General features: G+C 52.4%; 27 protein-coding genes. 19 read left to right on the top strand and 8 right to left on the bottom strand.

The features are described 5' to 3' along the window. Nucleotides 1-10 precede the first annotated feature (10 nt). On the top strand, nt 11-2,419 hold the full coding sequence (gyrB, locus tag GS12_RS07045) for a DNA topoisomerase (ATP-hydrolyzing) subunit B (protein WP_034945318.1): 2,409 nt from the start codon (nt 11-13) through the stop codon (nt 2,417-2,419). Between the two features lie 58 nt (nt 2,420-2,477). Here gyrB and GS12_RS22965 read toward each other — a convergent pair whose 3' ends face one another. Beyond that, the gene (locus GS12_RS22965; protein ID WP_052118381.1) at nt 2,478-3,080 is read right to left on the bottom strand and encodes a helix-turn-helix transcriptional regulator; all 603 of its coding nucleotides are present in this window, start codon (nt 3,078-3,080) and stop codon (nt 2,478-2,480) included. Nucleotides 3,081-3,437: 357 nt separating this feature from the next. On the opposite strand from GS12_RS22965, the gene yidA reads away from it, so the two are divergent. After that, nucleotides 3,438-4,247 (top strand): sugar-phosphatase, encoded by an 810-nt coding sequence (yidA, locus tag GS12_RS07035; RefSeq protein WP_034945315.1) that lies wholly within the window; start codon nt 3,438-3,440, stop codon nt 4,245-4,247. A 252-nt stretch (nt 4,248-4,499) separates the two neighbouring features. On the opposite strand, the gene GS12_RS07030 is transcribed toward yidA, so the two are convergent. Then, complete coding sequence (locus tag GS12_RS07030; protein ID WP_034945312.1) at nt 4,500-4,730, bottom strand: hypothetical protein; 231 nt, start codon at nt 4,728-4,730, stop codon at nt 4,500-4,502. A gap of 448 nt (nt 4,731-5,178) precedes the next feature. On the opposite strand from GS12_RS07030, the gene GS12_RS07025 reads away from it, so the two are divergent. Beyond that, nucleotides 5,179-6,450, top strand: a complete 1,272-nt coding sequence (locus GS12_RS07025; RefSeq protein ID WP_152601372.1) for a DUF3748 domain-containing protein — start codon at nt 5,179-5,181, stop codon at nt 6,448-6,450. Here GS12_RS07025 and GS12_RS07020 read toward each other — a convergent pair. After that, nucleotides 6,447-6,794, bottom strand: a complete 348-nt coding sequence (locus GS12_RS07020; RefSeq protein WP_034919568.1) for a YceK/YidQ family lipoprotein — start codon at nt 6,792-6,794, stop codon at nt 6,447-6,449. The two genes, GS12_RS07025 and GS12_RS07020, sit on opposite strands and share 4 nt — an antisense overlap. A gap of 288 nt (nt 6,795-7,082) precedes the next feature. Here GS12_RS07020 and ibpA point away from each other — a divergent pair, with 288 nt between their 5' ends. The 5 genes from ibpA to GS12_RS06995 all read left to right on the top strand — a co-directional run bounded on the left by ibpA (nt 7,083) and on the right by GS12_RS06995 (nt 10,650). Next, nucleotides 7,083-7,499 (top strand): small heat shock chaperone IbpA, encoded by a 417-nt coding sequence (gene ibpA, locus GS12_RS07015; protein ID WP_034918126.1) that lies wholly within the window; start codon nt 7,083-7,085, stop codon nt 7,497-7,499. Nucleotides 7,500-7,811: 312 nt separating this feature from the next. Further along, nucleotides 7,812-8,570 (top strand): transporter substrate-binding domain-containing protein, encoded by a 759-nt coding sequence (locus GS12_RS07010; protein ID WP_034945306.1) that lies wholly within the window; start codon nt 7,812-7,814, stop codon nt 8,568-8,570. 5 nt (nt 8,571-8,575) lie between these two features. Next, nucleotides 8,576-9,277 carry an amino acid ABC transporter permease gene (locus GS12_RS07005; RefSeq protein WP_034945303.1) on the top strand — a complete coding sequence of 234 codons (702 nt, stop codon included), beginning with the start codon at nt 8,576-8,578 and terminating at the stop codon, nt 9,275-9,277. Next, on the top strand, nt 9,255-9,980 hold the full coding sequence (locus GS12_RS07000; protein WP_034945300.1) for an amino acid ABC transporter ATP-binding protein: 726 nt from the start codon (nt 9,255-9,257) through the stop codon (nt 9,978-9,980). Before GS12_RS07005 ends, GS12_RS07000 begins: the two co-directional genes overlap by 23 nt. A gap of 1 nt (nt 9,981) precedes the next feature. Beyond that, on the top strand, nt 9,982-10,650 hold the full coding sequence (locus GS12_RS06995; protein ID WP_034918117.1) for an amino acid ABC transporter permease: 669 nt from the start codon (nt 9,982-9,984) through the stop codon (nt 10,648-10,650). Between the two features lie 42 nt (nt 10,651-10,692). On the opposite strand, the gene GS12_RS06990 is transcribed toward GS12_RS06995, so the two are convergent. Next, entirely contained in the window at nt 10,693-11,943 is a 1,251-nt protein-coding gene (locus GS12_RS06990; protein ID WP_034945297.1) for a valine--pyruvate transaminase, read from the bottom strand. Between the two features lie 328 nt (nt 11,944-12,271). Here GS12_RS06990 and GS12_RS06985 point away from each other — a divergent pair, with 328 nt between their 5' ends. The 4 genes from GS12_RS06985 to kduD all read left to right on the top strand — a co-directional run bounded on the left by GS12_RS06985 (nt 12,272) and on the right by kduD (nt 15,526). Then, the gene (locus GS12_RS06985) at nt 12,272-12,745 is read left to right on the top strand and encodes a YhcH/YjgK/YiaL family protein (protein WP_052118380.1); all 474 of its coding nucleotides are present in this window, start codon (nt 12,272-12,274) and stop codon (nt 12,743-12,745) included. Between the two features lie 87 nt (nt 12,746-12,832). Next, nucleotides 12,833-13,834, top strand: a complete 1,002-nt coding sequence (gene kdgT, locus GS12_RS06980) for a 2-keto-3-deoxygluconate transporter (protein ID WP_034945427.1) — start codon at nt 12,833-12,835, stop codon at nt 13,832-13,834. 49 nt (nt 13,835-13,883) lie between these two features. Beyond that, the gene (gene kduI / locus GS12_RS06975; RefSeq protein ID WP_034945294.1) at nt 13,884-14,720 is read left to right on the top strand and encodes a 5-dehydro-4-deoxy-D-glucuronate isomerase; all 837 of its coding nucleotides are present in this window, start codon (nt 13,884-13,886) and stop codon (nt 14,718-14,720) included. 44 nt (nt 14,721-14,764) lie between these two features. Continuing rightward, on the top strand, nt 14,765-15,526 hold the full coding sequence (kduD, locus tag GS12_RS06970; protein ID WP_034945291.1) for a 2-dehydro-3-deoxy-D-gluconate 5-dehydrogenase KduD: 762 nt from the start codon (nt 14,765-14,767) through the stop codon (nt 15,524-15,526). A gap of 117 nt (nt 15,527-15,643) precedes the next feature. On the opposite strand, the gene ghrB is transcribed toward kduD, so the two are convergent. The 4 genes from ghrB to GS12_RS06950 are packed head-to-tail and all read right to left on the bottom strand — an operon-like array spanning nt 15,644 to nt 19,632. Then, complete coding sequence (gene ghrB / locus GS12_RS06965; protein ID WP_034945289.1) at nt 15,644-16,618, bottom strand: glyoxylate/hydroxypyruvate reductase GhrB; 975 nt, start codon at nt 16,616-16,618, stop codon at nt 15,644-15,646. A 40-nt stretch (nt 16,619-16,658) separates the two neighbouring features. Continuing rightward, nucleotides 16,659-17,939 carry an MFS transporter gene (locus tag GS12_RS06960; RefSeq protein WP_034945286.1) on the bottom strand — a complete coding sequence of 427 codons (1,281 nt, stop codon included), beginning with the start codon at nt 17,937-17,939 and terminating at the stop codon, nt 16,659-16,661. Nucleotides 17,940-17,941: 2 nt separating this feature from the next. Further along, nucleotides 17,942-18,898 (bottom strand): sugar kinase, encoded by a 957-nt coding sequence (locus GS12_RS06955; RefSeq protein ID WP_034945284.1) that lies wholly within the window; start codon nt 18,896-18,898, stop codon nt 17,942-17,944. A 2-nt stretch (nt 18,899-18,900) separates the two neighbouring features. Continuing rightward, nucleotides 18,901-19,632: a sugar phosphate isomerase/epimerase family protein gene (locus GS12_RS06950; RefSeq protein WP_034945424.1), complete on the bottom strand. Its 732-nt coding sequence runs from the start codon at nt 19,630-19,632 to the stop codon at nt 18,901-18,903. Between the two features lie 240 nt (nt 19,633-19,872). Here GS12_RS06950 and GS12_RS06945 point away from each other — a divergent pair, with 240 nt between their 5' ends. From GS12_RS06945 to GS12_RS06920, 7 genes are all read left to right on the top strand, one after another. After that, nucleotides 19,873-20,304, top strand: coding sequence for a CesT family type III secretion system chaperone (locus tag GS12_RS06945; RefSeq protein ID WP_034945281.1), 432 nt, complete (start codon nt 19,873-19,875; stop codon nt 20,302-20,304). Nucleotides 20,305-20,307: 3 nt separating this feature from the next. After that, nucleotides 20,308-21,279: a hypothetical protein gene (locus tag GS12_RS06940; protein WP_034945278.1), complete on the top strand. Its 972-nt coding sequence runs from the start codon at nt 20,308-20,310 to the stop codon at nt 21,277-21,279. 238 nt (nt 21,280-21,517) lie between these two features. Then, entirely contained in the window at nt 21,518-21,898 is a 381-nt protein-coding gene (locus GS12_RS25115; protein ID WP_052118379.1) for a DUF3289 family protein, read from the top strand. Then, on the top strand, nt 21,856-22,371 hold the full coding sequence (locus GS12_RS23210) for a DUF3289 family protein (RefSeq protein WP_160279909.1): 516 nt from the start codon (nt 21,856-21,858) through the stop codon (nt 22,369-22,371). The genes GS12_RS25115 and GS12_RS23210 overlap by 43 nt, the downstream gene beginning before the upstream one ends. Continuing rightward, entirely contained in the window at nt 22,358-22,840 is a 483-nt protein-coding gene (locus GS12_RS06930; protein ID WP_034945276.1) for a DUF943 family protein, read from the top strand. Before GS12_RS23210 ends, GS12_RS06930 begins: the two co-directional genes overlap by 14 nt. 303 nt (nt 22,841-23,143) lie before the next feature. Beyond that, nucleotides 23,144-23,983, top strand: a complete 840-nt coding sequence (locus GS12_RS06925; RefSeq protein WP_034945273.1) for a DUF3289 family protein — start codon at nt 23,144-23,146, stop codon at nt 23,981-23,983. 13 nt (nt 23,984-23,996) lie between these two features. Next, nucleotides 23,997-24,467, top strand: coding sequence for a DUF943 family protein (locus GS12_RS06920; protein WP_052118377.1), 471 nt, complete (start codon nt 23,997-23,999; stop codon nt 24,465-24,467). Nucleotides 24,468-24,893 lie beyond the last annotated feature (426 nt).

Genomic DNA, 24,893 nt, shown 5'->3' with positions numbered 1-24,893 from the left:
AGAAACGTTGATGTCGAATTCTTATGACTCCTCAAGTATCAAAGTTCTAAAAGGGCTGGATGCGGTACGCAAACGCCCCGGTATGTATATCGGCGATACGGATGACGGCACCGGTCTGCATCACATGGTATTCGAGGTTGTGGATAACGCCATTGACGAAGCACTCGCCGGTCACTGTAAAGATATCCTCGTGACCATTCACGCCGATAACTCTGTCTCCGTGCAGGATGATGGGCGTGGTATTCCTACCGGTATTCATGAAGAAGAAGGCGTTTCCGCCGCAGAAGTCATCATGACCGTACTGCACGCGGGCGGTAAATTTGACGACAACTCCTATAAAGTGTCCGGCGGCCTGCACGGCGTGGGCGTTTCCGTGGTTAATGCGCTGTCCGAAAAGCTGGAATTGACGATCCGTCGTGAAGGCAAGGTTCATCAGCAGATTTACGTTCACGGTGTGCCACAGGCCCCGCTGAGCGTGACCGGTGAAACCGATATAACCGGCACGCGCGTGCGCTTCTGGCCCAGCCATGAAACCTTTACCAACGTCACCGATTTTGAGTATGAGATCCTGGCAAAGCGCCTGCGTGAACTCTCGTTTCTGAACTCCGGCGTCTCGATCAAGCTGGAAGACAAGCGCGACGGCAAAAACGATCACTACCATTACGAAGGCGGCATCAAGGCTTTCGTTGAATACCTGAATAAGAACAAAACGCCTATTCATCCCAACGTCTTCTACTTTTCTACGGAAAAAGACGGCATTGGCGTGGAAGTGGCGCTGCAATGGAACGATGGTTTCCAGGAAAACATCTACTGCTTCACCAACAACATTCCGCAGCGCGACGGCGGCACGCATCTGGTGGGTTTCCGCACCGCGATGACCCGTACGCTGAACGCTTATATGGACAAAGAAGGCTACAGCAAAAAAGCCAAGGTCAGCGCAACCGGCGATGATGCCCGCGAAGGTCTGATTGCGGTGGTGTCGGTAAAAGTGCCGGACCCTAAATTTTCCTCACAGACCAAGGACAAACTGGTCTCTTCCGAGGTGAAATCAGCGGTTGAGCAGCAGATGAACGAACTGCTGGCGGAATACCTGCTGGAAAACCCCAGCGACGCAAAAATCGTCGTGGGCAAAATCATTGATGCGGCGCGCGCCCGTGAAGCGGCCCGCCGCGCGCGTGAAATGACACGCCGTAAAGGCGCCCTGGATCTGGCCGGGCTGCCGGGCAAGTTGGCAGATTGTCAGGAGCGCGATCCCGCGATGTCTGAAATCTACCTGGTGGAGGGTGACTCCGCAGGCGGTTCAGCCAAACAGGGGCGTAACCGTAAAAATCAGGCCATCCTGCCGCTGAAGGGTAAAATCCTTAACGTTGAAAAAGCGCGCTTCGACAAGATGCTCGCTTCGCAGGAAGTCGCCACGTTGATTACCGCGCTGGGCTGCGGCATTGGTCGCGACGAGTACAACCCGGACAAGCTGCGTTACCACAGCATCATTATCATGACCGATGCCGACGTGGATGGCTCGCATATCCGTACGCTGCTGCTGACCTTTTTCTACCGTCAGATGCCGGAAATCATTGAGCGCGGCCACGTCTATATTGCCCAGCCGCCGCTGTATAAAGTGAAAAAAGGCAAGCAGGAGCAGTACATTAAAGATGACGAAGCGATGGATCAGTATCAGATTGCCATCGCGCTGGACGGCGCAACGCTGCACACTAACGCCAGCGCGCCTGCGCTCGGCGGCGAACCGCTGGAAAAACTGGTCTCTGAATTCAACAGCACGCGCAAAATGATCAAACGCATGGAGCGTCGCTATCCTGTGGCGTTGCTTAACGCGCTGATTTACCACGCGACGCTGAGCGATATCAGCGCCGAAGCGCCGGTTCAACAGTGGCTGGATGGGCTGGTTGTTCGCCTCAATGAGAACGAACAGCATGGCAGCACCTATAACGGCCTGGTGCGTGAAAACCGTGAGCTGAACATTTTCGAACCGGTTCTGCGCGTACGCACACACGGCGTCGATACTGATTATCCACTGGAAAATGAGTTTCTGGTGGCGGGTGAATATCGAAAAATCTGTTCGCTGGGCGAGAAGCTGCGCGGCCTGATTGAGGAAGACGCCTTTATCGAGCGCGGCGAGCGTCGTCAGCCGATCGCCAGCTTCGAACAGGCAATTGAGTGGCTGGTGAAAGAGTCGCGTCGTGGCCTCTCTGTGCAGCGCTATAAAGGTCTGGGCGAAATGAACCCGGAACAGCTGTGGGAAACGACGATGGATCCCGACAGCCGCCGTATGCTGCGGGTAACGGTAAAAGATGCTATCGCCGCCGATCAGCTATTCACTACGCTGATGGGTGATGCGGTTGAACCGCGCCGCGCCTTTATCGAGGAAAATGCCCTGAGAGCGGCGAACATCGATATTTAACGCAGCGGAAACGCAAAAAAGGCAAATCTGATGATTTGCCTTTTTTTATGGTTTCAGCCTATCGCTGAACGTAACCGGCCAGCGCAAATTGATAAAATTCGCTGTTATTTTTTATTCCAAGCTTCCGCATGACTGCGCGCTTATGCGTGCTGATAGTTTTAACGCTCAGGTGCGTCATGCGTGAAATATCGGTCAACGACATGCCTTCTCTGGTGTATCTGACCACCATTGCCTGCTGCTTGCTGAGCGGAAGCGTCCGCTGACCACAGTGCTGCACGGCATGGCTGGCCAGCGCCGGATGCCGCCGCCTGAATAACGTCAGCAGGCCGTTGGCCGATTCGCTTTTCTCCAGATAAAAATAGTGGAGCGGACAGTGAGCGCCATGCTTTTCCGAACACTGTTTCGCAAAAAAAAGGGTTACCCAGGTTAACGTGGTTCTGTTTGACAATAGTTTCTGGCGAGCAGCGTTGGCGGCGGGCAAGGGCACCGCCGGCGGGATACAGACGTCGCGAATAATGATGTCCGGTTCGAGCGGCGCGCGATCGTCTGTGGAAACCATAAAAACCAGGCCGGAAGCAACACTGGTCGGCCACGCTTTAGAAATCAACGCGATGGCACCTGAAATGAAAAAATTATTTCTGCTGACGATCAGAATATTCATTACTTTCCTCCATGAAATAGTCTTCTCTACGTTTTACGCTTTCCTGCGTTTTGCCGGTCCGCTGTAACGGATCCTGTAGAGCTACCGGTGTGAAATGTCGATCGTTAATGGATGTTGTTTGACGTAATAGCGACCTGATTCACCGGGAATCAACCCGATATCAGGAAAGCAAAGAAATTTCCTTCGATGATTGTCACACAGGTTACTTTACGCGCAAAGCTGCTGATTACGCCACAATTTCCCGGAAAAATTTACTCTCGCCACCGCCTGTCGGATAAAGTGCGGCGGCAATCGCGCTGGTCAATGCGCGCTGAATCGCGTTAGCATGAAACAAATTATCGGGCTGGCGAGGAAACTATGGCAGTAAAACTGATTGCGATTGATATGGATGGGACGCTGCTTAACCCACAGCATGAGATAAGCCCGCGCGTGAAGCAGGCAATTGGTGCCGCGCGCGACAAAGGCGTGGCGATTGTATTAGCGACCGGGCGTCCGTTTATTGGCGTGCAGCGTTATCTGATGGAGCTTGATTTACAGCAGGAAGGGCAGTTTTGCATCACCAATAACGGCGCGCTGGTTCAGCAAGCGGCCAACGGCGAATGCGTGGCGGATATCTCCCTGACCTTTGACGACTACCTCTATTTTGAAAAGCTGGCACGCGACCTTGGCATTCATTTTCAGGCGCTGACCAAATCCCTGCTGTTCACCGCGAACAAGGATATCAGCGAATATACCGTACACGAATCGGCCATTACGGGTATTCCGCTGCGTTATCGCGCCGTTGAAGAGATGGACCCGGCCATGACGTTTCCCAAAGTGATGATGATCGATCCCCCGCAAAAGCTGGACGAGGCGATACCCCGTATCCCACAGGCGGCGCGCGAACGCTATACCATTATGAAAAGCTCGCCTTATTACCTTGAAATTATGGATAAACGCGTTAATAAAGGCGCGGGCGTGAAGGCGCTGGCAGAAAAGCTGGGACTGACGCGCGATCAGGTGATGACGCTTGGCGATCAGGAAAACGATATCGCGATGCTCGAATTTGCCGGTACGGGCGTTGCCATGGGCAATGCGATTGACAGCGTGAAGGCCGTGGCGCAGTTTGTCACTAAAACCAATAGTGAAGATGGCGTGGCGCACGCCATCGAGAAGTTTGTGTTGTAAGGCCATACCTTAAAAATTATCCCTGCTGATGCATCGCGTAACGAGCGATACGTAGGGGCAATTTTTGGCTCAGTGTCCCTGATGCGCCTGAACGGGCAAAATGCAGACCGCTGGGCTCAATACGCCCGTCCGGGATGTACCACCACAGATTTGTCGGGGCTGTTAAGACATCACCTGATAACGCTCTCCTCCAGGGTGATAAGGCCGTTTACCTCTCCCGAAGAGTGCGCCAGCAGGAATGTTCCCGGGCGGTCAGCTAAAATCAAGCGCATCAGGGAGGCCGTTCACTGCAATTTCCCTATCGAAGTTCTTCTCGCCTCTGTTATTTTCCGCCCTCAAAGAGACAATATTCTTATCGTCATCTGCCTGGAGGCGTGCCCAAAGATTTTTGTCTCCGTTGTGGTTTACATCCTCTCCGGGATCGCCGCTGTTAGGCCTGACGATGAGCCATTTTCGTCTGGCGTCAGTGCCCCAGCCAGACAAGCCTTCTCCTCCGATGCCAGCCTGCCCTTGAGCGCGCCTCTTTGATTCTCCTGATAAATAATGCAAACCGATTCAGGCCACTCAGGAAAACCATTGGCTTACCTCAATGACCGATATACCTTTCTCAACTCAAGATTGCCGTGAGTGGTAAAAAAATTAATCAACATTCCACTTATTCATCATTTTGTGAAAATAAAATCCTGATTTTTCCCCCTTTATGCCGCGTAATTCCATCAGCTAACAATGCTGAGCATGGGTTGGGTGCTGGTTCCTGGCTGACTGCGACAGGCGGAAACCGTTTGGCGAGACGCTCACTGTTCGGGGGCGCTGCTGGCGCTGGCCTTTTTCGGCAACGGCTTCGCCTCAATCACCTGGTCGGTAAAGTGGAGCGGGTAGGCGAATAACCCTGAATGATTTACCCTGATGCTATTCAACCGCGTCAGGGTTTATCGTTATGAAACAAATCACCTTTGATGAGCGTCATCATCAACTCACCAATATCAATATCTGGACCGCCGACAGCGAATGGCTGGTTTACGATCTGCGACCTTCCGGCGCCTCATTCACCAGTCTGACCGTTGAGCGCGTTAACGTCGCCAGCGGCCAGACGGAGACGATCTGGCAGGCGAAAGACGGCGCGCACGTCGGCGTGGTTACCGTCAGCCCCGATCTGCCGCCGCGCTACGTCTGTATTCACGGCCCGGAACATCCCGACGCGGGCTGGACGTACGATTTCCACCACCGTCGCGGCGTGATTATCCGGCAGGGCCGGGCGGAAAATCTTGATGCCTGTGATATCACGCCGCCCTTTACCCCGGGCGCGCTGCGAGGCGGTTCACACGTTCACGTCTTCAGCCCTGACGGTTCGCGGCTGAGCTTCACCTATAACGATCACGTCATGCACGAGCGCGACACCCGCGAAGATCTGCGCAACGTTGGCGTGGCGGTGCCGCTGCGTGCGGTGTGCCCGCCCAAACAGCATCCTCGCGAGTACGACGGCAGCCATTTCTGCGTGCTGGTCAGCCAGACAACGTCTTCGCCTCGTCAGGGCAGTGATGAGATCAACCGCGCTTATGAAGAGGGCTGGACAGGTCAGACCGGCTATCTGCGCGCCGACGGCCAGCGGCAGCGCTGGGCGCTGGCGTTTATTGGCGATACGCTGTCGGAGAAGGGCGAAAAGGTGCCGGAGGTGTTTATTGTCGATCTGCCGGAAGAGATGGCTGACTATGCGCTGGCGGGCGGCAGGCCGCTGGAGGGCACCGAAAGCCAGCTTCCCGCACCGCCGAAGGGCGTGCAGCAGCGCAGGCTGACGTTCACCCACTCGCGCGTCTTTCCGGGGCTGGCACAGACGCCGCGCTACTGGCTACGCAGCGCTCCCGACGGCAGCGCCATCGCTTTTTTGATGAAAGATGAACATGGCGTGGTACAGCTCTGGACGATATCGCCTAACGGCGGCGAGCCGCGGCAGGTTTCACAGGTGAAGAGCGATATTCAGTCCGCCTTTAGCTGGCACCCGGAAGGAACGGCCGTCGCGTTGATTCAGGATAACAGCGTGATGCTTTGCCACGTTGCTGACGGCGAGATGCAGCGGCTTACCGCTCGTACGGCGGAAGCACCGCTGGCGGATGCGGTGGTGTGCTCGCCGGATGGAAGGAAGGTGGCCTACCTGCGCAACATCAACGGCTGGCAGCAAATCTTTACTGCCGATACGGGGCGTTAATGCTTCGGAAACGGTGCCGACTGCGCCAGGCCTTCATCGGTATGATTCAGTTTTTCGCTGCGCAGCACGCGCGCACGCGGTGAATCATTCGCTCTGTCGCTGTCGGAACGATAGTAATCCCACGGCAGCAGCAGCGTATCGAGAACGGCGGAAAAAGGAAGATCGATGGCGGCAAGCGGACGCATCACCCAGCCGCTGTTGCTGTCGGCAACCGTTGCTGCACTGGCGCGGGTGCCGGGATAATATCCCTGATCCGGCCCGGTGTGGGACATAACGCTGGCGCAGCTGGTTACGGAAAGGCAGGCCAAAAGCCCGGCGAGACGGCACGTTTTGAAAGCTATCATATTCATCATCCCTTCAGTCACGGCAGGCGCCGGTCTGATTATGATTACCGGACGGTCACTCTTTGGTGATTTATGCAGAGGCCCGGCAAATTCTTCTCTGAGTGTATGTCATCCACGCTGCGAGGGTAAAAAAAATTGCATTTGCGCCTCTTGAAAGCGGCTTACCCGTCACCATTTTACTTATCAGGTCACACAGCGTACGCCGACAGGGTACCGCTTTGGGGCCGGTGACCCGTCCATTGTGGAGGGTCTGAATCATCTTCTCGCTGAAACTCAGGAGTCGTTACAATGCGTAATTTCGATCTTGCCCCACTTTATCGTTCATCAATTGGTTTTGACCGCCTTATCAACCTGCTGGAATCCAACCAGAATCAGAGCAATGGCGGCTACCCTCCGTATAACGTCGAGCTGGTAGCAGAGAACCAGTACCGTATTACCATTGCCGTGGCCGGTTTCGCTCAGGAAGAGCTGGAAATCACCGCCCATGACAACCTGCTGACCGTTCGCGGCGCGCACCCCGAAGAGCAACAGGAGCGCACTTACCTGTATCAGGGCATTGCCGAACGCAACTTTGAGCGGAAATTCCAGTTAGCTGAGCACGTGAATATTCGCGACGCCCGTCTGGAAAACGGCCTGCTCTATATTGATTTGGAGCGCGTGGTGCCGGAAGCGAACAAGCCGCGCCGTATTGAGATCGTTAAATAATTGATGTCGGGCCGCATTGTGCGGCCCGACTTTTTCCGCCCCGCCAAAATATTCTCCGCCAGGTCTGCATTAATCGTTTCGCCATCACCCTATCCTCAGCGCTTTTATTTTCAGCTACACTTCATAATAAAATCGTATGGAACTTCCCTGAAAAACTTGCCACATAGCTGTTACTTTTTTAGCAGAAAGATAAAACATGAGAAACAGCGTCGTCATGCTCTCAAGAACCGTGCGGTCAGGAGCAGGGCATCTCTGATTCATACCTGTGGCGGTATTATCGTTACCTCTGATAATTAACATCCGGAGTATCCAATGTTTTTTAAAAAAATCTCCCTGGCGATCCTGCTGGCAGTATCGTCCAGCGCGGCCTTTGCGGCTAACCCGGTCGATGGAAAAACCCTGAATATTGCCGTTTCGCCTGCGTCGCCGCCGATGTTGTTTAAAAGCGCCGACGGTAAAATAGAGGGTATCGATCTCGAGCTTTTCTCCGCCTACTGTAAAGAGCGACACTGTCAGCTGAAAATCACTGAATATTCGTGGGATGGTATGTTAGGCGCGGTGGCCAGCGGGCAGTCAGATGTCGCTTTTTCAGGTATATCCATAACGGACAAACGTAAAAAAGTGATGGACTTCTCCGCACCCTATTATGTTAACTCGTTTAATCTTGTCAGCATGTCAGATCGTAAAATTAACCTGGACGACCTGAAAGAATTAAAGAAATACTCTGTCGGCTATCCTCGCGGCATGGCATATGCTGATTTGATTAAGTCAGATCTTGAGCCAAAAGGGTATTACACCCTGAGTAAAGTAAAACTTTATCCATCCTATAATGAAACGATTACCGATCTGAAAAACGGCAACCTGGATCTGGCTTTCATCGAAGATCCGGTCTATTTCAATTATAAAAATAAGCAAAAATTGCCGATTGAAAGCCGCTATGTTTTCAAAGGCGTCGACCATCTTGGCTTTGCTTTCAAAAAAGGATCGCCCGTGCGTGATGATTTTAATGCATGGCTAAATGAACAGGGTGAAGCGAAGATCGCGGCCGTTGTGGATAAATGGATGAAATAGCACTTATGCAGTTGTCCACCATGCTTAACGTGCTGAGTTTACTGGCTGAAGGGCTGGTTAACACGCTGATTGTGACGTTCACGTGTTTTACTTCAGCCCTGATTATTGGCGTTATCGTCGCCGTTTTACGGCGACTTGATTTTGCGCCGCTCACGGCGTTAATGAATGCGCTGGTCTACATTTTTCGCAGTATTCCGGTCCTGATCGCTGTTTTCCTCGTCTACTTTGGTCTTCCCTCGACGGGCCTGACCATTTCACCTCTGCTTGCACTCAATATCAGTATTGGTTTAATCAGCGGCAGCTATCTTGCGGAAGTCTTTCGCGGCGCGCTTCAGCTGGTTGAGCGTTCAGAAATTGCAGCCGCGCAGACATCAGGCATGAGTAAGTTCCAGATAATAAAATATATTGAGCTGCCTCAGATGTTCCGTTTTGCTATTCCTGGCATCCTCAACGAATTTTCATCCGTATTAAAAGCGTCTCCTTTCGCCTATACCGTCGGTATGCCGGAAATGACCAAACAGGCAATGAACCTTACGGCCGTGACCATGAGTGGGCTCGAGATCTATACGCTGGCCGGCATACTCTATTTCATTATTTATAAACTCTCGGCGTCTGTAACAAGAATGATTGAAAATAAATTACATATGACCGATGAGGAACTGAAAGATATTAAGGTAAAAACCTATGGCGCTGGTAGAACTGAATAACGTCAGTAAGACACTGGGCAATAAAAAAATACTCGACAGCATTAGTTTAACCATCGAAGCTGGCGAGGTGAAAATCATCATGGGCCCGTCAGGGTGCGGCAAAACCACGCTCCTGCGCTGCCTGGCGAAACTCGATAAGCCGGATGCAGGCGACATCCTTTTTCACCAAAAAAACATCCACGACAAAAATTTTAATACGCTTGAATTCAGAAAAAAAGTTGGCTTTGTTTTCCAGAATTATGCGCTCTATCGGCATCTGAACGTCACCGATAATATTACGCTGGCGCTGCGGAAAGTGTTTAATATGTCGCCTGCCCGCGCCAGAGATAAGGCGCTGGATGAACTGGAGAAACTGGGAATGGCGCCCCACAGTAAAAAATATCCTTCTCAGCTTTCCGGCGGGCAACAGCAGCGTGTGGCGCTGAGCCGTGCCCTGGCAACCGATCCCGAAGTTATCGTTTTTGACGAACCCACTTCGGCACTCGATCCGCTGATGACGCGTGAGGTGGGATCGCTGATTGGCAGCCTGCACGGGCGAAAAGTGACCATTTTATGCGTAACGCACGACGTAAGACTTGCTGAGCAACTCTCTGACCGGGTCACTTTCCTTAATCATGGCCGCATCGCTGCCGAAGGTTCGTTTAAACAACTCTCATCATCCGGATCGGATGCGGACATTCGCCGTTTTTTTGGGGGCGAGTAATATGCTGGCCGGATGGGTGGATTTTTTCAGTGAGCTGAAAGAGCAATTTCCGCTGGTGCTGGACGGTGTGAAAGAAACGCTGAAACTGGCCGTCGCGGTTTCAGTGACCGGTTTTTTTTGGGGAATTATTATTTTTTTCCTGAGCCTCAGCCCGCGACCGCTTATTAAAAAGCTGACGGCGTTCTACATGGATTTTTTTATCGGGACGCCGCTGATTATTATTTTGTTTGTTATTTACTACGGCCTGCCTCAGGCCGGTCTGTTTCTCTCTTCTTTCACCGTGGCGCTGGTCGGTTTCACCCTCAACGTAGGCGCCTATAATGCGGCCTATATGACAACCGCCTTTAACTCATTGAGCCCTTCAGAGGCCGAAGCCGCGACGGTACAGGGATTCAGCCGCTGGCAGTGTTTTCGCTTAATTTTATTGCCGCAGGTGCTGATCACCTCTGTACCCGCCTTGACCAATCAGATCATTAATAATATTAAAGACAGCACCATCGCCTTTCTTATTCAATATCCTGAATTTTTTGCGCGTATTCAGGAGGTGGCCTCTGCAAACTTCGAGTTTTTTAAAGCCTATCTGTTTGCCGCACTGGTCTATCTGGCGATTATCACCGTGGTTGTGATACTGGCCAGAACGGTTGAGCGTCGGCTGCTTTATCAGCAGTAACGGGCTGGAACCGCAAAAAAAGGCCGCATCAGCGGCCTTTTTTTATCCTTCACGATGCGCGTTCGCAATCTCCGCGGCCAGTATCGCGATGCCTTTCTCAATGATGTCGCTGTCCGGCACGTAGTTCATGCGCATACACTGATGCGTGTGCGGCCATTCATGCTCCAGCCCCGGAAAGAAGAAGTGGCCCGGCACCATCAGCACGCCACGCTTTTTAAGACGCTGATAAAGCACTTCCGTGGTAATTGGCAGATCTTTGAACCAGAGCCAGAGAAAAATCGCGCCTTCCGGTTTATGTATCAGGCAGCGATCTTCCGGCAGATAGCGACGGATTAGCGCAATGGTTTCATTCACTCGCTGTTGGTAAAACGGGCGGATCACCGTTTCCGACAGCCGCAGCAGATCGCCGCGCTGGATCATCTGATGGGCAATCGCCGGGCCAATGCTGCCCGGCGCCAGGCTGATAATGCCGTTCATATTGCTGATTGCGTTAATGATCTTTTCATCTGCAATCACAATGCCGCAGCGCGTGCCGGGCAGGCCCAGTTTGGACAGGCTCATGCAGAGAATAATATTGGGGTTCCACAGCGGCCGCGCCTCGCTGAAGATAATGCCGGGAAAGGGAACGCCATAGGCATTATCAATCAGCAGGGGAACGTCATGCTGCTGCGCCAGCACGTCCAGCTTCATCAGTTCTTCATCGGTGATGACGTTGCCGGTCGGGTTGGTCGGGCGGGAAACGCAGACCAGCCCGATATCGTCGGTGATATGCAGATGTTCAAAATCCACGTGATATTTGAACTGCCCGTGCGGCAGCATTTCGATATCCGGCCTGACGGAGACGAACAGCTCCTCATCCAGCCCGGCATCGGCATAGCCAAGGTACTCCGGTGCCAGCGGGAACAGCACGCGCTTTCTGCTGCCGTCGGCACGTCGGCCGGCGTAAAGATTAAAAAGATAAAAGAAGGCGCTCTGGCTGCCGTTGGTCAGGGCGATGTTCTGCGGGCTGACTTCCCAGCCCAGCTCGTCGCGCAGCAGCCTGGCAAGCGAGACCAGTAACGTAGATTTGCCGCGCGGCCCGTCATAGTTACAAAGCGCCTCCGTCAGCGAGCCGTCTTGCTGCATCTCCTGTAACAACTGCTGAAAATAGGCATTCATTTCAGGGATCTGCGCGGGATTTCCGCCGCCAAGCATCACCGCGCCCGGCGTGCGTAGTCCTTCACCCATATCTTCCATCAGGCGAGTAATGCCCGTATGCCGCGTAAATTTGTCACCGAAGGCGGAAAAGCTCATAGCGTGTCAACAGCCTGTTAATGTTATCCAGACGCTCACCTTAGCGTCAGGCCGGTGATGATGCAAACCCGGGCCAATGCCGGGCGCTGTTAATGCTGCGCTTTTAATCTGTAAAAGCGTTGTTAATCTAAATCTTTGTTTTTAACAACAAATGAATGTAAAAATGAAACAATGTTTTATTTTTATAAAAATAATGTACCGTAAATATATTTTGTTCGACAACGATCACGTTTTTCCTGTGGGTGGTTTCGCTATAGTTGGCAGCAGAAAATAAGGGCAAGCCAGCCGTATCGCTTGTTGGGATTAACTTCTCTGCGGAAAGAAAACGATGATAGCGGCCAGTATTCTGGATTATCAGCAGGTAAAGGGACTTTCTGAAAAACTTAAGCATTTCGTTGAGCAGGCGCTCAGCGTCATTGAGACCCGTCCCGCCGATGGACGCTATCAGATTGAGGGTGATGACGTTTTCCTGCTTGTCTCCAGCCCGATGACTGAGCCGCAGGCGGCGCGAGCGGCGGAGCTTCATCATCAGTACCTGGATGTGCAAATCCTGTTAGAAGGCACGGAGAAGATGGGGTTTGGCCTGACGCAGTGCGTTGAGGCAGCGGATGACGATCGCCTTGAGGAGCAGGATATCGCTTTCTTTCAGCATATTCCCGGCGAGCAGTTTTTAACGATGCGGCCCGGCAACTTTGTGGTGTTTTTCCCGCATGAATTACACCGTCCGTTATGTGCCGTAAACGACACCTCAGAGAAAATTAAAAAAGCCGTCTTAAAAGTCAGAATGACTATTCTCGAATAAACAGCCCTATTACTCAGGCTTTTCTCTTTAAACCACATACGTGGCGGTATTCCCCTACGCCAAAAAATTAAACCGGGTGAAATGATTATGAAAATCAAACAAAGCATTGAAAAAATCCCTGGCGGGATGATGCTGGTTCCTCTGTTCCTTGGTGCAATTATTCATACGCTGGCGCCCGGTTCGGGCAAATATTTCGGATCGTTCACCAACGGACTGATGAGCGGCACGGTGCCGATCCTCGCCGTCTGGTTTTTGTGCATGGGCGCCTCGATCAAACTGAAGGCGACCGGCACCGTGCTGCGTAAGTCCGGCACGCTGGTGGTGACGAAGATCGCCACCGCCTGGGTCGTGGCGGCGATAGCATCGCGCGTTATTCCCGAAAACGGCGTGGAGGTCGGCTTCTTTGCCGGTTTGTCCACGCTGGCGATTGTCGCTGCCATGGATATGACCAACGGCGGCCTGTATGCCTCGCTGATGCAGCAGTACGGCAGCAAAGAAGAAGCGGGCGCCTTTGTACTGATGTCGATTGAGTCTGGTCCGCTGATGACGATGGTGATCCTCGGCACGGCAGGCATCGCTTCCTTTGAACCGCACGTCTTTGTTGGTGCGGTGCTGCCTTTCCTCGCGGGTTTCGCGCTGGGCAATCTGGATGAGGATCTGCGCGAGTTCTTCAGCAAAGCCGTGCAAACGCTGATCCCTTTCTTTGGCTTCGCACTGGGCAACACCATCAACCTGGGCGTGATTCTGGATACCGGCCTGCTGGGCTGCCTGCTGGGCCTGGGCGTCATCATCGTGACCGGTATTCCGCTGATTATCGCCGACAAGCTTATCGGTGGCGGTAACGGTACGGCGGGCGTGGCGGCCTCCAGTTCGGCAGGCGCTGCCGTGGCCACGCCGGTGCTGATTGCAGAGATGGTGCCGCACTTCAGTCCGATGGCGCCGGCCGCCACGGCGCTGGTCGCCACCTCGGTTATCGTCACCTCGGTGCTGGTGCCGATCTTCACCGCCCTGTGGTCAAAACACTGTAGCGCGCCGCAGCATGACAAGCGTGTGGTGATCGTTAACGCCACGCAGAGCGGCAAGCGCTAACGTATTCGTAACGGACGGCGGCTGCCGTCCCTGACAAAAAGGTAACACTATGCAAGTTCGTCAAAGCATTCACAGCGATCACGCAAAACGTCTCGATACCCAAGGGCTGCGCAGTGAGTTCCTGATCGAAAAAATCTTCGACGCTGATACTTACACCATGACCTACAGCCATATCGATCGCATCGTTATCGGCGGTGTGATGCCGGTCAGCACAACCGTCGCGCTGGCGGCGGACGCCGGCAAAGCGTTTGGCGTGAGCTACTTCCTGGAGCGTCGTGAGTTAGGGGTGATCAACATCGGCGGGCCGGGCGCGATAACCGTTGACGGTCACTGCTACGAAGTGGGCAATAAAGAGGCGCTGTACGTGGGCAAAGGCGCGGAAGAGGTGGTGTTCAGCAGCACCAGCGCAGCGCAGCCGGCGAAGTTTTACTACAACAGCGCACCGGCGCACACCACGTATCCCACTACCCTGGTAACCCGCGATCGGGTTTCGCCGCAAACGCTGGGCAGCCCGCAAACCAGCAACCTGCGCACCATTAATAAATACCTGGTGCCCGACGTGCTCACCACCTGCCAGTTAACAATGGGCCTGACGGAACTGGCGGAAGGCAACCTGTGGAACACCATGCCGTGTCATACCCACGACCGCCGCATGGAAGTGTACTTCTACTTCAATATGGATGATGAAACCGCCGTGTTCCACATGATGGGACAACCGCAGGAAACGCGTCATCTGCTGGTGCATAACGAGCAGGCCGTCATTTCACCAAGCTGGTCGATTCACACTGGCGTCGGTACAAAGAACTACACCTTTATTTGGGGCATGGTGGGCGAAAACCAGGTCTTCGACGACATGGATCATGTAAAAGTCAGCGATATTCGCTAAGGCTTCTCCCTTTGACATTAATCTGCTGATTTAAGGAGCTTTTTATGATTTTAAACGCATTTGAACTACAGGGACGCGTGGCCGTGGTGACCGGTTGCGACACCGGTTTAGGTCAGGGTATGGCGGTGGGTCTGGCGGAAGCAGGCTGCGACATCGTCGGCATCAATATTGTGGAGCCGGTGGAAACGATTGAGCGTGTGACCGCTCTGGGCCGCCGCTTCCTCAGCCTGACCGCGGATCTCAGCAAGACAGATGTCATCCCCGGCCTGCTTGAGCGGGCGGTTGCTGAGTGTGGCAACATCGATATCCTGGTGAATAACGCAGGCATTATTCGCCGGGAGGATGCCATTGAGTTCAGCGAGAAGAACTGGGACGACGTCATGAATCTGAATATCAAATCGGTATTCTTTATGTCGCAGGCGGTGGCAAAGCAGTTCATTAAGCAGGGAACGGGCGGGAAAATCATCAATATTGCCTCGATGCTCTCCTATCAGGGCGGTATTCGCGTTCCTTCCTACACCGCATCGAAAAGCGCGGTAATGGGCGTGACGCGTTTGCTGGCCAACGAGTGGGCGCAGCACGGCATTAACGTCAACGCTATAGCGCCTGGCTACATGGCGACCAACAATACGCAACAGCTTCGGGCTGATGAAGAACGCAGCGCGGCGATTCTGGAGCGTATTCCTGCCGGGCGCTGGGGCCTGCCGGAGGATCTGAAAGGCCCGGTGGTGTTCCTGGCGTCTTCCGCTTCTGACTACATCAACGGCTACACCGTGGCGGTCGACGGCGGCTGGCTGGCGCGCTAAAGGATAACGGCCGGTGGAAGGTAGCGCAAAACGTCACGCGCAGGGAGGCCGCGTGACGGGCCTTCATGGATGACTTTTTTGCGTCTTACGATCGGCCTGCCTTCCCCGACCTTGCTGCTATTTAAGCACCTGCGGATTCACACAGTTTTTCTCTACCTTGCCCGTCAGTGCGGCAATCAGGTTTTCCACCGCATCCTTTGCCATGCCGTAGCGGGTTTCATGCGTTGCGGAGCCGATATGCGGCAGCGCCACAACCTGCGGCATCGTCAATAACGGTGAATCAACCGGCAGCGGCTCCTTCTCAAATACATCCAGCCCGGCGGCGTAAATCGTGCGATCCTTCAACGCGGCGATGAGTGCCTCTTCATCAACCACCGGTCCGCGACCGGCATTGATCAGCACCGCGCTGCGTTTCATTTTTGCCAGTTCTTCGCGACCAATCAGATGGTGCGTCTGATTGGTCAGCGGCAGACTGATACAGAGAAAATCAGACTCTTTCAGCAGCGTATCCAGATCGCAATACTGCGCATCAAAGCGCTGCTCCGCCTCTTCATGATGCTTACGGGCATTATAGAGAATGGGCATGTTGAAGCCGAAGTGCGCACGCTGCGCCAGCGCCAGGCCGATGCGGCCCATGCCAAGAATGCCCATTTTTTTATGGTGCACGTCAATGCCGAACCAGTCGTCACTGATGCTGCCCTGCCATTCGCCCGCCCGGACCCGATCGGCCGATTCCACCACGCGGCGCGCGGTAGCAAGCACCAGCGCCATCATGGTGTCGGCGACGGTGTCGGTCAGCACGGTCGGCGTGTGCATCAGCACCACGCCGCGGTTGTTCAGCGCATCGACATCAAAATTATCAAAGCCAACGGACACGGTGGAGGCGGCGCGCAGCTTTGGCGCCTTTTCCAGAAATGCGCCATCAACTTTGCCGCCGGAGCCTAAAATACCTTCGGCCTCGCGGAACAGATCGGCGTGCTGGCTCAGCGTTTCCGGCGTCAGTGCGCTGATTTCAGTCACGGTAAAATGCGCATCCAGCCGCGCACGCAAATCGTCGGGTAACGCTTTATACAGCACCACAGAAGGTTTCATGTTATCTCCCTGTTGGTCAATTAGAGGAAAGGCGTCAGCCTTATCGTGTCGCTTCATGGGGAACGACAGGCTGGTGGTTTTTAGCGGGCCTGACGATAAGCGTTAGCCAGACGGAAATCAGCAGCGACGCACCCATAAAGATATACGACGCTGAAGGGTTGCCGGTGGCGCCGTTCAGATAACCTACCACCCATGAGCCGAGGAAAGAACCCAGCGCGCCCATCGCGTTAATCAACGCCATCGCGCCACCGGCCACGTTACGCGGCAGCATCTCGGGAATGATGGCGAAAAATGGGCCATAGGGCGCGTACATCGCCGCACCGGCAATGGTCAGCAGCGTAAATGACAGCCAGAAATTTCCGGCACCCACCAGATACGATCCTAAAAACGCCAGCGCGCCAACCAGCAGCAGCGGCCAGACAAACAGCTTGCGATTTTGCAGCTTGTCCGACAAAAAAGAGACGACGATCATCGCTACCGTGGCGGCAAGATAGGGCACAGCGGAAAGCCAGCCCGCTTCGACCATTCCCATCTGGCTGCCGTTGCGCAGGATTGAAGGAAGCCAGAGCACGAAGCCGTATACGCCAATGCTCCACGTAAAGTACTGAGCGCACAGGATAATCACATTGCGCGAGCGAAAAGCCTCACCATAGTTGCGCACTGCTTTGATGTTCTCCTGCTCTTTCTCCAACTGCGCCTGAAGCGCCGCTTTCTCCTCGTTACTCAGCCATCTTGCCTGCGCTGGTTTGTCCTGCACCATAAACCACCAGGCCACCGCCCAAATCACCGCCGGAAATCCTTCAAAAATGAACATCTCGCGCCAGCCGAAGGCGTCAATCAGATAGCCGGACACCACCGACATCCACAAAACGGTGACCGGATTACCGAGGATCAGAAAAGTATTGGCTCTGGAGCGTTCTGATTTGGTAAACCAGTTACTGATATAAATAAGCATGGCGGGCATCACCGCCGCCTCAACCACGCCGAGCACGAAACGGATCGCCGCCAGCATCGGAATATTACTGACCACGCCGGTCAGCGAGGCGCAAACGCCCCACAGCAGCAGGCAAATAAACACCAGTTTTTTCACGCTACGACGTTCGGCATAGATAGCGCCGGGGATTTGAAAGAAGAAGTAGCCGAGGAAAAACAGCGCGCCCAGCAGCGAAGACATGCCTTTGGTGATGCCTAAATCCTCATTGATCCCGGCGGCAGAAGCAAAACTGAAGTTGGCTCTGTCGAGATACGCCAGACTGTAGGTGATAAACACGATGGGCATGATGTACCACCAGCGTTTTGGCGCAATTGTGTGCGTATTCATGGTTAATCCTCTTCATCAAGCTGCGCGCGGGTCGGTAACCCTTCGCTGTCGCCAATGGCCTGAATCGCCAGTGAGCCAATTTTGTTGCCGCGCCTGACAGCCTGCGGCAACGCTTTTCCTTCAAGCAACGCGCTGATCAGGCCAACGGCGAAACCATCGCCCGCGCCCACCGTATCCACAACGTTTTTGGTCAGAAATGGCGCGACCTGGCCCTTCTCGCCCTGCGCTGTCTTGTACCAGGCCCCGTCGCCGCCGGTTTTGATCACCACTGCGCTGACGCCCATCGACAGATAAAAATCAGCAATCGCCTCCGGGGTATCGTGACCGGTTAATATCCTGCCTTCGCCAAGGCCCGGCAGCACCCAGTCAGCGAAGCCTGCCAGCGCGTTAATCTGTTTAATCATTTCTGCCTCATCGGGCCACAGCACCGGACGCAGATTCGGATCAAAGGAAACCGTTTTGCCCATCTGCTTCATCTCCTGCGCCGCGTGGCGCGACAGCGCCAGCGACGAGGGCGAAAGCGCTGCCGCCACGCCGCTCAGGTGCAGATGGCGGGCCTGACTAAAATAGTCCCGCTTAAAATCGGCGACCGACAGGTGGCTGGCGGCGGAACCTTTGCGAAAATACTCCACCTGCGGATCGGTGCCATCTTCCACCTTCGACTTCAGTTGAAAACCGGTCGGATAGCGCGCGTCGGTCACCACCCCACGGCGATCGATGCCTTCTTTTTCTAACTGCTGGCAAACGAAGCGCCCGAAGCTGTCGTTTCCGACGCGGCTGACCCAACCCACTTTCAAGCCCAGTCGCGCAAGGCCCGTCGCGACATTCAGCTCGGCACCGGCAACACGTTTAGTAAATCGTTCGACGGCAGCCAGATCGCCGGTTTCACCGGCGACGAACATCGCCATGGCTTCGCCGAAGGTAACGACGTCCAGCGCGGCATTTGCATTAATACGCATCGTTACACCTCACGCAGCAGGTCAACATAGTGGCGGGTAACGGCGATCGGGTCGCTGCCTTCCAGCGGAAATTCGATGCCGCGCGGCACATTGTCGGGCAGCGCCGCCAGCGCTCTGCGCCAGAGATCGTCGGCGCCATCCGGCGCAACGGCGCGGCCCTCTTTTACTGCTTTAACATGGATATAGCTGACAAACTTGCCAAGACGCGCGGCGGCCTCAAGCGGATTTTCAGACACCCACAGCCAGTTACCGGTATCGAAGGTCATGCCGCTGTATGCCGTGCCGCCGTCCTCAAACCAGGCCTCCAGCGCCGCCATGCGGCCGCAATCGGTCTGGTCGTTTTCGACCAAAAGACGCACATCGCTGGCATCGACTATTGCACGAAGCTGCTGGCAGTCCGTGCCGGGTGAAAAATGGCCTAATGAGAATTTTAGCTGGCGCGCGCCAAGCTGCTCTGCCTCGTTGAAAAAGCGCGCAAGGTTAGGATTCAGCGCGCCCCCGGCGTTAAACAGCGTGTCGGGCACGGAATAGAAAGCGATAAGCCCGTGCTCGCGTATCGTCGCGCCGGTTTCTGACAACTGGCGCAGCGCCGCGTCGTCGAACAGTTCACGGCGGATCTCAATGCCGTCTGCGCCCGCTGCGGCGACGATCGGTAACAACGCCTGTTGGCCGCCGGGTCGTGCAAGCCGCTCTTTGTTATAGGCGTTGGCAACCACGATCACTTCTCTTTTCATCTTTTCCTCGCTGAACGTCGGCGTAATATCCATAAAACGGTAGATGGAACCGGTTCCAAAAGAAAGAACGCGCTCAGCGTTTTATGATCGCCTTCACGCTGTGGGGAATTTTTCAGACTAAATCGGGAGAAGATAAGCAGAGTTTATGTTTTCGGCAGGCGGCGGAACAAAGCAGGAGCAGGGGCCACAGAGTATTCCATATTGAGTCTCACCTATAATTCCGTAACGCAAGGAGAGTTTGTGTCGAACCCGTTTAGCGATCTTCTTCACCCATTATTTAGCTATCTTAAGACCGGAAATGAGATCCGGGGAGATGAGCAGGCATTCGAACTGGTGATGTGGTCAGATCTGTCGCTTCGCATCCTGCATTATCCTGACGATCACATCACGCTGAGTTGCATGATCTCCTTTCGGGCAGACGAAGAAACCGCTGCAAACACTCTCTGGGAACTGTTACAGGTTAATTTGATGGATGAGTTGTCTCCTCCCATCGTGCTGGCGGCCTCGGCGAACAGTGAAGAAATTGTTGTATGGTCGCGTTTGCCGATAGGTGCCGCAGAGCCTCAGGCCCTGATTGCACTGTACGAAAGAATGGCATTTTATACCCATACACTGGGTCGTCGTCTGGGCGTGGTGAGCCAGCCCGATCCTGTAGAAACCAAGGGAGCCTGATTTATGATGCGCATATTTAACATCGGCAATAGCCGTCAGACTCAGCACAGCCAGTCTTCTTCGCAATCCGCCCACGAAGGGCTGACCGCCGCGCAAATGCATGCGACCGGCCCCTTTCAGCATCAGGTCAGGCTGGTTTCTCCGCAAACGCTACAAAGCATGAACCTGGCCGCGCAGACTCAACAGGAAGTGCGTGCGCAATTGGGCCGTGGCGGAAATCAGTGGCTGCCGCTTGTCGCAGACAAAGGGGAAAGCGCAATGCGCGGTATCATGGCGGTACGCGCCACGGAGCGTTTTGGTAATCAGGTACGTGCTGAATATAAACACCGTTTTCACCAACCCGCAGCCAGTATGGACAGAGCTTATGCTCAGGCGCACGTTGGGTTAAGGGTGGAAGGCGGACATTGTCAGGAGTTTTCCGATCTGGCCTATACAAAACTGGCCGCAAAGGGCGTAAATAAACCCGTAATGAATGCGCTTTACAACAACGACCATGTCGTGGTGCTGCTGGGTGATAAACGTCAGGAGGATCCGGTGGTGCTGGATGCGTGGCAGCATCTGCCCATTGTCACCACGTTGGATAACAGCGTGCTCGATCCCGGCAGGCTCGACGTTTTTCAGCAGCGCAACGATGCGCGTCCCGATCCGCATGCGCAGTGGGCGCTGCGGCATGTGCGCACCATGAACCTGAATGAAATTGAAGGAATTCTCACCGCCACCACCTATCCGCGCATTGGCAAGGAGTTCGTTAACCACATGGTGGAGAGCCATCGAGGAAGAGAACCGGGGCGTTATGATGTGCGCTCGCTGGCGAAAGATCCCAGCACCCGCTTTACCGACGATCCCAGTCGTTCAGGTAAATCTTTCGATAAAATGTCGGGCTCATCGTTGTCCAGAGCACGGCGTGATATTGAAAAATACGATCGCGCAGCGGCAGAAGACCCGGATGGTTACGGGAATGCTAAGCGTTTTTAATTGCGCTGAGCAATCAGCGTATGACGTCATCACCCATTCTCACGGCGCCGTGATGTAAATAAAATGTTTAATAACATCCGTTTTTAACGTTAAAAGGCGCTCAGGGTTTTATGAGCGCCTTCACGCTGTGAGCAATTTTCCGCACTAAAACGGTTAAACAGAAAGACGATGCGCAGATGCCTGCTTATGCTGAGCAGGCAAAGGGCAGTGACGCCCGCAATGCTAAAAGGAATTAGCCATGTCTGACACCGGCGCAGTACGCCTTCCCTGTACCCTTTTTCGCAGCCAAAAACGTATGGATGACTACTTTGCCGACGATATGCGCTGCGGCGATCTCAGCGAGCAGATTTTGAAAGCGCAATACGCGCTGAAAAACGTTTCTGAAACCATCGATCCGTGGAGCGGCGAACGGTTGCGTTATCCTTTCGGTAATTATGCTTTTTCGCGTCCGGCAACGATAAAAGAACGCATCAACTATCAGGAGGTGGCGAATCAGCTTTTTGATGAAATGCGCCAGCATTCATGGCTGGTCTCGTTTTTGGTCACCGGGAGCTTTTTCTCAGAATGGTTAACCATATGCAGCACGGCAACGGTATGCCGTTCAGCGATTCGACGCTGAATTTTGCTTATGAGCAGCAGATCAGAAATGACCGAACTGATGAAAGCGCTTTGATAAAAATTAAAAACACTCTATCAAAGTCAATTAATTTTAATGATAAAAATATTGATATGGATGGTATAAGTGATATTGGAAGGTCGATTAAGCAGTCTGTACTTCCTCAATTTGACCGATGGAGAGACAGAATAAACGGGTTGGGAATATCAGTTCATGGTATTCATGCAACGACTATTACGTTGAGATCTTTAAATGTGAGTGAAGGTGCTTACGTTGCTTTGATTCACTTCCAGGGGCAAGATCATTTCGGTTTAGATGACAGGGATATTATGTCTCAGCCTTATCATAACATGCCACTCTTTCGTGTCTGGTTTATTCTACAGCGCTGGCAGAAAATGGCTTTTAAGCCATTTATGGTAAATATGGAAGCCACAATTGAAATATCCGGAGTAAAATTAAAATATGAAAATAAGTAAAAGACGAAAGGCCGTTTTTTTATTTTTTATGACGTTTATTTTAATGATTTTAATATATTGTTTTACTTTGCCTGTTAAAATATACGCTATACATCAGGATGAGAATTTTAGTAGTTTATTGGTGAAAAACTTTCCCCTTTCTGATAATGGAAAGTTAGCGTGGTGGTTGGAAAATAATAAATTTTTGGCAGAAAAATATGATTTACCTGTTGTGGGTAAAAACGGAACGTATTCGGTCAGCTTTTGGGCTTTCGATGGTAACTATAAAAAAATGCCAAAGAGTGATCTTCGCCTGAGTTCAGAAGACAGCGATCTTCTTTGCTTCGATGATATTAAATCAGAAAAAAAATGCATCAGTAAAAAATTACTGTTCACCGTAAGTCGGGATCGCGAAGGTAATATTTACTTTACCGTGTATAACGGAACATATCTACAGCGTTCTGGTGGCGAAATCGTGAAAATTGAATAGTCCCGTTATAATTCTCTTTGTCGAACCCCGCACCACCCCTTCGCCGGAGAAAACCTGCTTTTCAGGCGGCGTGCGATCGCCCTCTATGCGCGCGATGACCTTTTCCGGCGCGCCGTGATGTAAATAAAATGTTTAACAACATCCGTTTTTAACGTTAAAAGGCGCTCAGGGTTTTATGAGCGCCTTCACGCTGTGAGCAATTTTCCGCACTAAAACGGTTAAACAGAAAGACGATGCGCAGATGCCTGCTTATGCTGAGCAGGCAAAGGGCAGTGACGCCCGCAATGCTAAAAGGAATTAGCCATGTCTGACACCGGCGCAGTTCGCCTTCCCTGTACCCTTTTTCGCAGCCAGAGACGTATGGATGACTACTTTGCCGACGATATGCGCTGCGGCGATCTCAGCGAGCAGATTTTGAAAGCGCAATACGCGCTGAAGAACGTTTCTGAAACCATCGATCCGTGGAGTGGCGAACGGTTGCGTTATCCTTTCGGTAATTATGCTTTTGCGCGTCCGGCAACGATAAAAGAACGCATCAACTATCAGGAGGTGGCGAATCAGCTTTTTGATGAAATGCGCCAGCATTCATGGCTGGTCTCGTTTTTTGGTCACCGGGAGCTTTTTCTCAGAATGGTTAACCCTATGCAACACGGCAACGGCATGCCATTCAGCGATTCGACGCTGAATTTTGCTTATGAGCAGCAGATCAGAAATGACAGGAGCGAGAAAAGTACTTTTAAAGTAATAAATGATAATCTTAGAGAGTTTATAGACTGGGAAAGGAAAATTTTACCGCCAGATAAAATAAATGAGATAAGAATGCTATTAAATGAATCATATTTGCCGCGCTTTGATCGCTGGATTGATAGAATTAACGGCTTAGGTATTTCAGTCCATGCTATTCATGCCACATGTATAACGCTTAAGTCGCTTCAAATCGAGGATGAAAATTATACGGTTATCTTAAACTATAAGGCTCAGGACCATTTTGGTCTTGACGACAATGATATCATGACGCAGCCTTATCATAATATGCCGCTTTTTCGTATCTGGTTTACTTTACAACGCTGGAATAAAATGGCGTATAAGCCATTTATGGTTAATATGAATGCAACAATAAAAGTTATGGGGAGGAGAAAGTAATGGTTATTAACAAGTGGACTATTGTAACAACTTCTCTCCTGTTAATGATTTGGGGTGTTTTTTTTTCTATAAAATATCCCAGCCAGTTATCATTGTTGCGGTTCATAAAAAAGATAACTTCAGTATGATCCTGGTAAAAAACTTTCCTCTTACAACCAGAGGAAAAATTGACTGGTGGAAGGAAAATAAAGGATTATTAAAAAATTCTTATTATGTGCCCTTAACAAAAACAGATGGCAGTTATCACGTTAGCTTTTTAGATTTTGATAAAGGTTATAAAGAAATGCCGAAGAGCGTGCCGCGCTTAAGTTCTGAAACAGCAGATTTACTCTGTTTTGATGATATGAGCGTAAAAGAAAACTGCATCGAAAAGAATCTTTTATTCAGGATCCATAAAAACGCTTACGGCGTAACCTATTTTGATACGCTATATAAATACTATATGGATGAAGGCGATGGAAAACTCACAGAAATAAAAGATTGATGAATCCTGTGCCTGCGTTTAATTAACGTTTTTTAGATGTTAAACGCATTATTAAGTTAACGCTGTCGAACCCCGCACCACCAGTTCGCCCGAGAAGATCTGCTTGTCAGGCGGCGTGCGATCGTTCTCTATGCGTGCGATGACCTTTTCCAGTGTGGCATGATGTAAATAAAATGTTTAGCAACATCCGTTTTTAACGTTAAAAAGCGCTCAGGGTTTTATGAGCGCCTTCACGCTGTGAGCAATTTTCCGCACTAAAACGGTTAAACAGAAAGACGATGCGCAGATGCCTGCTTATGCTGAGCAGGCAAAGGGCAGTGACGCCCGCAATGCTAAAAGGAATTAGCCATGTCTGACACCGGCGCAGTACGCCTTCCCTGTACCCTTTTTCGCAGCCAAAAACGTATGGATGACTACTTTGCCGAC

The organism is Erwinia oleae (assembly GCF_000770305.1).
In the GTDB taxonomy this organism is placed as follows: Bacteria; Pseudomonadota; Gammaproteobacteria; order Enterobacterales; family Enterobacteriaceae; genus Erwinia; species Erwinia oleae.
This window is presented reverse-complemented; position numbering and strand designations above follow the sequence as displayed.

Bases quoted from the DNA above. Each gene is read 5' to 3' on its own strand.
- gyrB (WP_034945318.1), top strand. From the start codon at position 11: ATGTCGAATTCTTATGACTCCTCAAGTATCAAAGTTCTAAAAGGGCTG.
- GS12_RS22965 (WP_052118381.1), bottom strand. From the start codon at position 3,080: ATGAATATTCTGATCGTCAGCAGAAATAATTTTTTCATTTCAGGTGCC.
- yidA (WP_034945315.1), top strand. From the start codon at position 3,438: ATGGCAGTAAAACTGATTGCGATTGATATGGATGGGACGCTGCTTAAC.
- GS12_RS07020 (WP_034919568.1), bottom strand. From the start codon at position 6,794: ATGATAGCTTTCAAAACGTGCCGTCTCGCCGGGCTTTTGGCCTGCCTT.
- ibpA (WP_034918126.1), top strand. From the start codon at position 7,083: ATGCGTAATTTCGATCTTGCCCCACTTTATCGTTCATCAATTGGTTTT.
- GS12_RS07010 (WP_034945306.1), top strand. From the start codon at position 7,812: ATGTTTTTTAAAAAAATCTCCCTGGCGATCCTGCTGGCAGTATCGTCC.
- GS12_RS07005 (WP_034945303.1), top strand. From the start codon at position 8,576: ATGCAGTTGTCCACCATGCTTAACGTGCTGAGTTTACTGGCTGAAGGG.
- GS12_RS07000 (WP_034945300.1), top strand. From the start codon at position 9,255: ATGGCGCTGGTAGAACTGAATAACGTCAGTAAGACACTGGGCAATAAA.
- GS12_RS06995 (WP_034918117.1), top strand. From the start codon at position 9,982: ATGCTGGCCGGATGGGTGGATTTTTTCAGTGAGCTGAAAGAGCAATTT.
- GS12_RS06990 (WP_034945297.1), bottom strand. From the start codon at position 11,943: ATGAGCTTTTCCGCCTTCGGTGACAAATTTACGCGGCATACGGGCATT.
- GS12_RS06985 (WP_052118380.1), top strand. From the start codon at position 12,272: ATGATAGCGGCCAGTATTCTGGATTATCAGCAGGTAAAGGGACTTTCT.
- kdgT (WP_034945427.1), top strand. From the start codon at position 12,833: ATGAAAATCAAACAAAGCATTGAAAAAATCCCTGGCGGGATGATGCTG.
- kduI (WP_034945294.1), top strand. From the start codon at position 13,884: ATGCAAGTTCGTCAAAGCATTCACAGCGATCACGCAAAACGTCTCGAT.
- kduD (WP_034945291.1), top strand. From the start codon at position 14,765: ATGATTTTAAACGCATTTGAACTACAGGGACGCGTGGCCGTGGTGACC.
- ghrB (WP_034945289.1), bottom strand. From the start codon at position 16,618: ATGAAACCTTCTGTGGTGCTGTATAAAGCGTTACCCGACGATTTGCGT.
- GS12_RS06960 (WP_034945286.1), bottom strand. From the start codon at position 17,939: ATGAATACGCACACAATTGCGCCAAAACGCTGGTGGTACATCATGCCC.
- GS12_RS06955 (WP_034945284.1), bottom strand. From the start codon at position 18,898: ATGCGTATTAATGCAAATGCCGCGCTGGACGTCGTTACCTTCGGCGAA.
- GS12_RS06950 (WP_034945424.1), bottom strand. From the start codon at position 19,632: ATGAAAAGAGAAGTGATCGTGGTTGCCAACGCCTATAACAAAGAGCGG.
- GS12_RS06940 (WP_034945278.1), top strand. From the start codon at position 20,308: ATGATGCGCATATTTAACATCGGCAATAGCCGTCAGACTCAGCACAGC.
- GS12_RS25115 (WP_052118379.1), top strand. From the start codon at position 21,518: ATGTCTGACACCGGCGCAGTACGCCTTCCCTGTACCCTTTTTCGCAGC.
- GS12_RS23210 (WP_160279909.1), top strand. From the start codon at position 21,856: ATGCAGCACGGCAACGGTATGCCGTTCAGCGATTCGACGCTGAATTTT.
- GS12_RS06930 (WP_034945276.1), top strand. From the start codon at position 22,358: ATGAAAATAAGTAAAAGACGAAAGGCCGTTTTTTTATTTTTTATGACG.
- GS12_RS06925 (WP_034945273.1), top strand. From the start codon at position 23,144: ATGTCTGACACCGGCGCAGTTCGCCTTCCCTGTACCCTTTTTCGCAGC.